This window comes from Mesorhizobium sp. M7A.F.Ca.MR.362.00.0.0 (assembly GCF_004023175.1).
Lineage (GTDB): Bacteria > Pseudomonadota > Alphaproteobacteria > Rhizobiales > Rhizobiaceae > Mesorhizobium.
Window position 1 is genome coordinate 1 of record NZ_RZTF01000208.1, and the last position, 7536, is coordinate 7536.

Consider the following 7536-nt stretch of genomic DNA (forward strand, 5'->3'; position numbering starts at 1 on the left):
CGTATCGCCACTGGCGGCGGCAACAGGTCGACCATCGGAAAGCTGATCCAGCGGCAATCGGCTGCCGCAGGCCTCTTAAGTTCGGCGGCGAGATCGATGACCGTGCCGAAGCTGCTGGCCTCGCGTGCCGTGGGAAAGCGCCCGAGAAAGACGCCGTCGGCAATCGCCACCTGGGGAGCAAGTTTGCGCGTCCAGGCCCATATGTTGGCCCTGGCGCCGAGACGGTAAGGCAAGAGCAGGACACGGCTTGCGAGCGTGATGCTGCCATCGGCGGATTTCTGGAACACTTTTTCGCCTGCTCCTGCATAGGCGAAGGCGACGATGGCCAGCGCCAGCGCCGGCCAAAGCAGGAAGAGCGCGACGGCGCAGAACAAGGCGCCGAGCGCTGCACCGGCCAGCGCGAGGACCGCGCCCAGCGCGTAGAACCGCGCCAGCCGCCGCGCTTTCACATCGCTGGTCAGCCGGAAGCCTGAAAACGGCAACGCGCCGCTGCGCGGAAACAGCCACAGCGCAAAGAACCCGAGCAGCGCGCCGGTCGGAATGTCGATGAAGTGATGCTGCCAGGTCGTCAGCACCGAGGCACCGATCAGGAAGCTCCAGCCATGCCAGAGCGGCAGGAGCAACCCGCGGAGCCGGTGGCGCCAATGATCCCAGATGATCACCAAAAGGGCGATGTGCAGCGAGGGTGCCTGGTTGAACGGCTTGTCGAAACCGCCGAGCACGGCAAACAGGAAGCCGGGCAGTCCGGTCGTCGCCGGTCGCACGAATGTCGCGGTCAGCGGGAACAGGATGAAGCAGATAACGGCGACGACCTGCGCGGTGAGATAGCGCCCGGCCAGGCGGTCGACGCCTTGCCTGTCGTTGTTGAGCAGCAGCGACAGGCCGTAGAACAGGTTGATCGACCAATAGGGCACGATGGTCCAGGCGACGAAGGGAATGCTGTGTTCCCACGAGAACACGATGCTGCCGACCTCGTCGCGCCGCGAGGCCAGCCAGTTGGCGAAGCCGTAGCTGAGGTAGAAGAACGGCGCCAGGAAGGCCAGCCATAGCGCGGCCCTGACGACCACCCGTCCATAAGGCTCGGTGCGCGCGATGGGTGCAAGCGACGAGGCCATGCTGCTCAGCGGCGCCGTGCGACCGAGACGGTGAAGATGCCCCATTGGTCGATGCGCTGGTCGAGCTTTTCGAAACCGGCGGCTTCGACGAGCTGGTCCATCTCACCCTGCGTGCGCCGCCGCATCACCCAGGCCTCGCCTCCGCGATGCGAAGTCAGGCTGCGGGCGATCATCTCGAGCTGCGGATGCCAGGGCTGGTTGGTGTAGAGCAACAGGCTTCCCGGCTGCATGGCGCTGGCCAATCCACCGAGCGAGCGGGCTATCATCGCATTGTCGGAGAACAATTCGTAAAGGCCGGAAACGATGGCAAGATCCGGAGCTGGATCGATCGAAGCGAGCATGTCGGCATCGAAGGCATCGGCGCGCTGGAATGAGACATCAGCCGGCAATTGCCGCTCGGCGATCAGCTTGCGGCCAAGCTGGACGTTGAGGTCGGAATAATCCTGCAGGCGAACGCTCGCCGGCTGATCGGGGCTCTTCACGATGGCATCGAGAACATAGCGGCCATGGCCGGCCGCGATGTCGAGAATGTGCGCCGGCCGGCCAGCGGCCTTGAGCGTCGCCAGGCAAGAGCCGATGAGCTCTTCGAGATGCAGCTTGCGCTGGCGGATGCCGCGCCAGCCAATGGCCTCCAGGAAAATGCGGTCGACGACGCGGCCAAGAGGCGTAAGCCCGCGCGCATTGTTCTCGTAGACGTAGTCAAGCGTCGAGCCGGAATCGAAGCCGGTGGTCACGCCGGCCTTCATACCTTGCGAGACCCAGGCGCCCATGCGGATGGAGGCACGGCTGAATGCCCAATAGAGGCCCTTTGGCGACATCAGAGCGAGCGGCGAGGCAAGCCTATCGGCCTCGTCGCGTGTGTAGCCGGCAATGTCCGCCTGCTTAAGGTCGACCGGCGCATCGGGTGCCTCGAACTGCCTGGCCAGGAATGGCCGGATCAGGTCGAGGGCCTTTGCCCGGTCGCGCTCGCCCAGCGTGTCGTGGAAGAAACCAGGCAACACATGGCGTTCCTTGGTGCGGCTGCCGAGATTGACGAAGAACTCGTGCTGCGGGCCGTGGCGCACCACCCAGTCGCTGCCCGAAAGCAGAAGCTGGGTCGGCACGGTGATGGCGCGGGCGTCACTGACGATGCGTGCGGCATGCTGATAGAGTTCGACCAGGATGTTGGAAGCGATCGGCCGCGTGATCAACGGATCGCTCTCGAAAGAGGCGATGCGCACGGGATCGTGGGTCAGGAATTTCGCCTTGACGTAGGAATTGACGAAGAAGCGGCCCTTGATCTTCTGCCAGAGTGCGATGCCCTCCTTGGCGAAGGGCACGTAGAGTTTTACCGAGAAGGCCGGTGAGGCCAGCACCATGGCGCGCAGCTTCGGCGCATAGTCATGCACCCAGGCGGCGGCCAGCACGGCGCCGAAGGATTGTGCGATCAGCGCGATATCCCGAGTGGCAAAGCCATCCCTGGCTGCAATCTCGCGCATGAAGCAGTCGATGTCGCGCACCAGGGCCGAGAAGGACGGGGCATAGCCGCGCTCGCCGGCCGAACGGCCATTGCCGCGGGCATCCCAGGCATAGAAGGCGTGGTCCGGCATCTGCAATTCATCAACAAGATGGGCCATGCGACCGCCATGCTCGTGGCCGCGGTGGAAGAGCACCACCGCGCCCTTGGCATCGGCGGAGGCCGCCGGCCAGAATCGGTAGAAGATCTCCGTCCCGTCATGGCTGCGGAAAACCCGCTCCTGTGCTTGCCGCGCAAGGCTTTCCGTGGCCGCGGCGGCGATCGGTTCGTGCATCATGGTCTTCCCCTCTGGCGGCATGGCGAGCCTCGATGCTCAGCTGGCGCTGCCAATAATGCCGGCGCGTATCCGGTTTATGGCGGTCAGCAGCGAAAGCGTTGCCATGGCCGGAAACACAAACGCCGCTATCGATGCCGGCCACAGCCCGGCGGCGCACAGCACGGCGACGACGCCGAGCGCCAGCGCCCTGTCGCTCTTGCCGAACGGCCCGGCATAATTACGCCCGACCTTGGCAGCGATGCCGAGCACGCCGGCGAACTCGGTCAGCACGGCCGCTATCGCGAAGGCGACGACGCCCCATGCGCCAAATTCCGGAAAGACGGCAAAAGGGAGAATCAGCGCGAGGTCTGAAACGACGTCGCACAACTCGTTCAGATACATGCCAAGCGTCGAGGCTTGGCCATGCTCGCGCGCCAGCATGCCGTCCACGGCATTCAACGCCATGCGCACGAACATCACCAAGGGGATAAGCAACAGCAGCCAGCGCCATTCGTGCCAGATCGCAATGGCCGCGCCGGCGGCTATCGACATCGCGGCCGCCAGGATGGTTATGCTGTTTGCCGTGACCCCGATTGCCGCCAACCGATTGACCAGCGGCCGCAGTCGGCCCTGGAAGGCCGGCTTGAGAGCGTAAAGCGTCGGCATTGCGTTGATCCCCCGATCCTGTTCAGCGGCTGTACATCAATATGCCAGACGCGACCAGTGTAGCGGGGGCTACGGCCATCATGCGTTTGCAAATCGATAACCATGATTGGTCCGGCAAAGCTGCCATGCACATTTGCCGGCTTCTCGTGCAACGCGGCGTCTTGAATAGTGAGCACGCTTATTATATATGCCGCTTATGGTTTCCGATGGCATCGACAGATTGGGCTTCTTGATCCACGACGTGCAGCGCTTGATGCGCAAGCGCTTCGAGGCGAGGGCCAGTGGCTTGGGGCTTTCTTCGGCGCAATGGCGGCTTCTGGTCCGCGTTGCCAAGGAAGACGGTGTCGCGCAGGCGCGGCTGGCCGAACTTCTCGAAATCGAGCCGATCAGCGTTTCGCGCCTGGTCGACCGCATGGAAGAGGGAGGCTGGATCGAGCGTCGGTCCGACGCCGCCGATCGTCGCGTCCGCATGATCTTCCTGACGCCCAAGGCAAGCGATGCCTACGCCGTGATTAAGAGCATTGCCGGAGAAGTCTATGAGGAATCGCTGGTCGGCGTGAAGCCGGAAGCCCGTCGCGTCCTCATCGAAGGGCTTGAGGCGATGGTCCGCAACCTGACCGACGACGAGACGCCGTCCATGGAAAAAGTGAAGAATATAGAGGGCGCAGCAGCATGAACGCGGTAGCCAAGATAGACGAGAAAGTGACCGAACTGGACATGGAAGCGCCGGCGCAGCCGGCCGCGGCCCCGCCGGCGGTTGCTCCCCCGGTGCAGCCGGCCCCAGTGCCCGTGAAGAAAAAGCGCCGGCTGGGCCGCTTCCTGCTGATGGTCGCGCTGCCTGCGGCATTGGCTGTCGGCGGCGGCTATGTCTGGGTCACCGGCGGCCGCTATCAGGAGACCGAGAACGCCAATCTGCAGCAGGCCAAGGTGTCGATCGCTTCCGACACGGCCGGCCGCATCGTTAAGGTCGACATCTTCGATAACCAGCTGGTCAAGCAGGGTGACGAGCTGTTTGCCATCGACCCCGAGCCCTACCGGATCGCGCTGGCGCAGGCCGACGCCGCGGTTGCGGGCGCGCGTCTCAATGTCGAGCAGTTGCGCGCGGCCTATGGCCAGTCGATGGCTCAGCAAAAGTCCGATGCCAGCCAGGTCGCCTTCGCCCAGTCGCAGTTCGATCGCGCCGCCGACCTCGCCCAGAAGGGCATCAACGCCAAATCGTCGCTCGACGAAGCCAAGAACGATCTCGACAAGGCCAAGCAGCAGCTGGCGGTTGCCGAGCAAGGGATCATCAGCGCCAAGGCAGGCCTTGGCGGCAATCCCGACATCGAGACCGACAAGCACCCGACCGTGATGGCCGCGCTCGCCGCGCGTGACAAGGCGGCCTACGACCTGGCGCAGACCACGGTCAAGGCGCCGGCGGACGGCATCGTCAGCCAGGCCTCGTCGTTCAAGGTCGGTCAGTATGTCGGTTCCGGCACGCCGCTGTTTTCGCTGGTCGAGACCGGTGACACCTGGATCGATGCCAATTTCAAGGAAACGCAGCTCACCCACATGAAGCCCGGCCAGAAGGCGGAGATCGTGGTCGACACCTATCCAGGGCGCACCTTCGAGGCGACGGTCAAGGCGATCGGCGCCGGCACGGGAGCCGAGTTCTCGCTGCTGCCGGCCCAAAATGCCACCGGCAACTGGGTCAAGGTCACACAGCGTATCCCGGTTCGTCTCGAACTGATCGATGCGGACGCCAAGATGGCGTTGCGCACCGGCATGAGCGCCACCGTTACCGTCGACACCGGCGTGGCGCGTGGCCTGCCCTCGATCTTTGGTCACGCCACGGCTGGCGAGGCCGCGCAGTAACGTCAACAGATTGCCGCAGGACCAGCGGCGGAGGTGAATAGCAGGATTGGTCTGATGGGAGGAGCTGGAAGGATCAGCGTTTTGGCGCTGCCGCGTCGCGGCCTGGCCGAAATCTGAAATCTCCGAGGCAGACTCGTCGGTCCTCATGTTTCCGGGCGGCAGGCATCCGCTCATCAGAGACTTTCAGTCGATGTAACCCCCACATCGACGATCGCGTCCCACCGCGACGAGGGTCTCTCAACGGAAGGCGTTGCCGCCCGGAAACCCCTTGTACACGTTTTTGTTACCTGCTGGAAGTTCCACGCCATGAGCACGCCCGAACCCTTCAAAGAAGTGCCGCATCGCGGCCTGATCACGGTCGCGCTCATGCTGGCGACGGTCATGCAGGCGCTCGACACGACGATCGCCAACGTCGCTCTGCCGACAATGACGGGCGATCTCGGCGCCTCGCCGGACAACATCAACTGGGTGCTGACCTCCTACATCGTTGCCGCCGCCATCATGACGCCGGTCACCGGCTGGCTGGCCGACCGCTTCGGCCGCAAGGAACTGTTCCTGACGGCGGTGGTCGGCTTCACCATATTCTCGATGCTGTGCGGCATCGCCTGGAGCCTGGAGAGCATAGTGTTCTTCCGGCTGATGCAAGGCGTGTTCGGCGCGGCGATCGTGCCTCTGTCGCAAACCTTCCTGCTCGACATCAACCCCAGGGAACGCCATGGCCAGGCGATGGCTATTTGGGGCGCCGGCATCATGCTGGGGCCGATTCTGGGCCCGACGCTGGGTGGCTGGCTGACCGAGAATTTCAACTGGCGCTGGGTGTTCTTCATCAACCTGCCGGTCGGCATCGTCGCCTTTCTCGGCATGGCCGCCTACTTGCCGGCCGTTGCCCGGCGCGTGCGCGGCTTCGATTTCTTCGGCTTCGCCATGATATCGCTCGGCGTCGGCGCGCTTCAGCTGCTGCTCGATCGCGGCGGCGAGGTCGACTGGTTTTCCTCGGTCGAGATCTGGATCGAACTTGGTCTTTCGCTCACCGGCTTCTGGGTGTTCATCATTCACACCATGACCGCCGAACACCCCTTCATCGATCCCAAGATCTTCCTCGACCGCAATTTCGTGACCGGGCTGGCGTTCATCTTCATCATGGGTGTGCTCATTCTGGCGAGCATGTCGCTGTTGCCGCCAATGCTGTCGACCATCTTCGGCTATCCGACCGTCACCATCGGCGTCGTCATAGGGCCACGCGGTGTCGGCACCATGATTTCAATGCTGGTCGTCGGCCGGCTCATGAGCAAGATCGACGCCAGGATCCTCGTGGTCATCGGCTTCCTCCTGACCGCACAGTCGCTCTACACCATGTCCAGCTTCACGCCGCAGATGGACAATTGGCTGATCATCAGCTCCGGCGTCATCCAGGGCCTGGGGATGGGAATGGTGTTCGTGCCGCTGTCGACCGTCGCCTTCGCCACGCTTGACGTTCGCTTCCGCACCGATGCCACGGCCCTGTTCAGCCTGGTGCGCAATCTTGGCTCGTCCATAGGCGTGTCGGTCGTGACGGTTCTGATGGTGCGCAACACGCAGATCAATCACACCGAGCTTTCGGCCTTCATCAACCCGTTCAACCCCAATCTTTGGGCGGTCTCTCCGGCCGCCGCGAGCGGCGATCCGACGGCGCTTTCGCAGGTCGATCGCATGGTCAATCTGCAGGCGATGATGATTTCCTACGTCAACGACTTCAAAATACTCATGGTGATGACGCTGCTTGCCATCCCGTTTGTTTTCCTGCTGCGCAAGCCAAAGCAGGCGCCTGCCGGCGGCGCGCCGGCAGCGCATATGGACTAGCTCTATTTTCCGAGCACGAGGCTCCAGTAACGGAGCTTGCTGTCGCCGCCGTCGCGCACATATGCAAGGCCGAAGCGGGTGAAGCGCGGGTCGAGCATGTTGCGGCGATGGCCAGGTGAATGCACCCAGATGTCGAACAGCTTCTCGAGGTCGAAACGACCCTCGGCGATGTTCTCCGCCGCGGCGCCGGAAATTCGATTGTCCTTGACGCGCGAGGCGAAATCCTTGCCCCAGCCGGTGGTGTGGCTCATGCGGCGGCGCTGCGCCATGTAGCCGGCCTGCTGCAGGGC

General features: G+C 63.6%; 7 protein-coding genes. 3 read left to right on the forward strand and 4 right to left on the reverse strand.

Annotated features, from left to right (window positions below):
- The 3 genes from EOC06_RS22795 to EOC06_RS22805 all read right to left on the reverse strand — a co-directional run.
- On the reverse strand, positions 1-1115 hold a 1115-nt coding region (locus EOC06_RS22795), incomplete at its 3' end, for a phosphatase PAP2/dual specificity phosphatase family protein (protein WP_164898696.1).
- Positions 1116-1120: 5 nt separating this feature from the next.
- Positions 1121-2908 carry a bifunctional alpha/beta hydrolase/class I SAM-dependent methyltransferase gene (locus tag EOC06_RS22800; protein ID WP_206631236.1) on the reverse strand — a complete coding sequence of 596 codons (1788 nt, stop codon included), beginning with the start codon at positions 2906-2908 and terminating at the stop codon, positions 1121-1123.
- Positions 2909-2944: 36 nt separating this feature from the next.
- Complete coding sequence (locus EOC06_RS22805) at positions 2945-3553, reverse strand: CDP-alcohol phosphatidyltransferase family protein (RefSeq protein ID WP_128308847.1); 609 nt, start codon at positions 3551-3553, stop codon at positions 2945-2947.
- Between the two features lie 196 nt (positions 3554-3749).
- Between EOC06_RS22805 and EOC06_RS22810 the strand changes: the two genes are divergently transcribed.
- From EOC06_RS22810 to EOC06_RS22820, 3 genes are all read left to right on the forward strand, one after another.
- Positions 3750-4229, forward strand: a complete 480-nt coding sequence (locus EOC06_RS22810) for a MarR family winged helix-turn-helix transcriptional regulator (RefSeq protein WP_128308850.1) — start codon at positions 3750-3752, stop codon at positions 4227-4229.
- Entirely contained in the window at positions 4226-5407 is a 1182-nt protein-coding gene (locus EOC06_RS22815; protein ID WP_127271614.1) for an HlyD family secretion protein, read from the forward strand. Before EOC06_RS22810 ends, EOC06_RS22815 begins: the two co-directional genes overlap by 4 nt.
- Before the next feature lie 306 nt (positions 5408-5713).
- Entirely contained in the window at positions 5714-7246 is a 1533-nt protein-coding gene (locus tag EOC06_RS22820) for a DHA2 family efflux MFS transporter permease subunit (RefSeq protein ID WP_127331522.1), read from the forward strand.
- Between the two features lie 2 nt (positions 7247-7248).
- Here EOC06_RS22820 and EOC06_RS22825 read toward each other — a convergent pair.
- The coding region (locus EOC06_RS22825; RefSeq protein ID WP_245469923.1) for a CAP domain-containing protein at positions 7249-7536 on the reverse strand (288 nt) is incomplete at its 5' end.